The sequence below is a fragment of the Streptomyces aureus genome, from assembly GCF_001418135.1.
GTDB lineage: Bacteria > Actinomycetota > Actinomycetes > Streptomycetales > Streptomycetaceae > Streptomyces > Streptomyces aureus_A.
Genome location: NZ_LIPQ01000603.1, coordinates 1 through 2,051 on the forward strand (window position 1 = coordinate 1; position 2,051 = coordinate 2,051).

General features: G+C 71.6%; 2 protein-coding genes and 1 pseudogene. 1 reads left to right on the plus strand and 2 read right to left on the minus strand.

Annotation, left to right across the window (positions count from 1 at the left end; genetic code table 11):
• Positions 1 to 152: pseudogene (locus AOK00_RS38815) on the plus strand (xylose isomerase); the annotation flags it as partial.
• Positions 153 to 196: 44 nt separating this feature from the next.
• Here the strand turns inward: AOK00_RS38815 and AOK00_RS34810 are convergent.
• Together AOK00_RS34810 and AOK00_RS34815 are read right to left on the minus strand one after the other, a co-directional pair.
• The gene (locus AOK00_RS34810) at positions 197 to 1,222 is read right to left on the minus strand and encodes a LacI family DNA-binding transcriptional regulator (RefSeq protein ID WP_055604124.1); all 1,026 of its coding nucleotides are present in this window, start codon (positions 1,220 to 1,222) and stop codon (positions 197 to 199) included.
• Between the two features lie 29 nt (positions 1,223 to 1,251).
• A partial coding sequence (locus AOK00_RS34815) for a carbohydrate ABC transporter permease (protein ID WP_055604125.1) occupies positions 1,252 to 2,051 on the minus strand: 800 nt, incomplete at its 5' end.

Here is a 2,051-nt window from a genome sequence, read left to right on the forward strand (position 1 = left end):
TGGCCGTCCCCACGGCCGCCGACGGCCTCGCGGGGCTGCTCGCCGACCCCACGGCGTACGAGACCTTCGACCCCGACGCGGCGGCCGGCCGCTCCATGGCCTTCGAGCACCTCGACCAGCTGGCCCTGGAGCACCTGCTCGGCGTCCGCTGACGCCCGCGCCCCGGGGCGGTCGGTGCCCGGCGAGGGTCGAGCGGCTAGGCCGATTCCCTCCGGACCAGCTGCGTCGGCAGGATCACCGTCGCCGGGTCCTCGCCGGCTATCCGGGCGAGGAGCGTCCGTACCATCTCGGTGCTGATCCGGTCCCAGGGCTGGCGGATGGTGGTCAGCGAGGGGCGGGAGGACAGGGCCGCCGGGGAGTCGTCGAAGCCGCCGACGGCGATGTCCTCGGGAACCCTCCGGCCCGCGCGGGAGAGGGCGTCGAGGACACCCTGTGCCATCAGGTCGGAGGCGACGAACACCGCGTCGATGTCCGGGGCCCGCTCCAGGAGGGCGTGGGCCGCGTCCTCGCCGCTGGCCCGGCTGTAGTCGCCGGTGGCGACCAGCGTCTCGTCGGCGGGCAGCCCGAACTCGGCGAGCGTCTCGCGGTATCCGGCGAGGCGCTCCACCCCGCCGGGGGTGTCGAGCGGGCCGGTGACGGTGGCGATCCGGCGCCGCCCGGAGGCGTACAGGTGGCGGACCATGTCGCGGGCGCCCTCGCGGTCGTCGGCGGCGACGTAGCCGATCCTGGCGGTCTGGCCGAGGGGCTTGCCGCAGGCGACGACGGGTACGCCGGCCTCGTGCAGCCGGGCCACCACGGGGTCGCCGGAGTGGCTGGAGACGAGGAGGACGCCGTCGACGTGGCCGGCCTCGATGTAGCGGAGGTTGCGGCGGCGCTCGTCCTCGGTGCCGGCGATCATCAGGAGCAGCGGGATGTCCTGGGCCGCCAGCGCCTGGGTGCAGGCGCGGAGCAGCACGTTGAAGTTGGGGTCCTCGAAGAACCGCTCCTGGGGTTCGGTCAGGAGGAAGGCGACCGAGTCGGACTTGCCGGTGATCAGCGAGCGGGCGTGCCGGTTGACGACGTAGCCCGTTCTGCGGATCGCGGCGTCCACGGCGGCCTTGGCCGTCGGGCTGACGTAGTGGCCGCCGTTGAGGACACGGGAGACGGTGCCGCGCGACACCCCGGCTTCGCGGGCCACGTCGTGGATGGTCGCCGGCCGGCGCCTGCTCGCTGCTGTGCTCATGCTGTGTGTTTCCCCTCGATCCCCTGTGATCAGGACTTTACGGCGCCGGACAGCAGGTCGAGGCTCCAGAAGCGTTGGATGACGAGGAACAGGGCGATGAGCGGGGCGATGGCGAGGAGCGCGCCGGTGATCACCAGGGTGTACAGGGAGGGCTGGGAGGCGCCCTGCTTGAGCAGGGTGAACAGGCCGACGGTCATGGGGAACTTCTCGTCGTCGCCGAGCATGATGAACGGCAGCAGGAAGTTGTTCCAGATGGCGACGAACTGGAAGAGAAAGATCGTCACCAGGCCCGGGGCCATCATGGGGACGGCGATCCGCCGGAAGATCCGCCACTCGCCCGCGCCGTCCATGCGGCCGGCCTCGACGAGTTCCATGGGGATGGCGGCCTCGGCGTAGATGCGGCCGAGGTAGACGCCGTACGGGGAGAGGACCAGCGGCAGCAGCACCGACGCGTAGCTGTCCGTCAGGTCGGCCTCGGCCATCAGCAGGTACTGGGGGATGGCGAGGATGACCGGGGGCATGAGGACGCCGGTGAGCATCACGTTGAAGAAGGCCTCGCGGCCGCGGAAGCGGTAGATCGCGAGGGCGTAGCCGGCGAGTGCGGAGACCGCGGTGGACAGGACGGCGCCGAGGCCCGCGTAGAACACGGAGTTCAGCATCCAGCGCCAGTAGATCCCGTCGCGGTACGCGCTGAGGTCGGTGACGTTGTCGGCGATTCCGCCGCCGGGCAGGAAGGTGAAGGTGGAGAAGAGCTCGTCGTCGGGCTTGGTGGCGGCGACCACGACCCAGGCGACGGGCAGCAGGCAGTAGAGCGCGCCGAGGACGAGGG

What these genes read in the sequence shown, in the direction of transcription:
- AOK00_RS34810 (WP_055604124.1), bottom strand. Translation starts at nt 1,222, where the DNA reads ATGAGCACAGCAGCGAGCAGGCGCCGGCCGGCGACCATCCACGACGTG.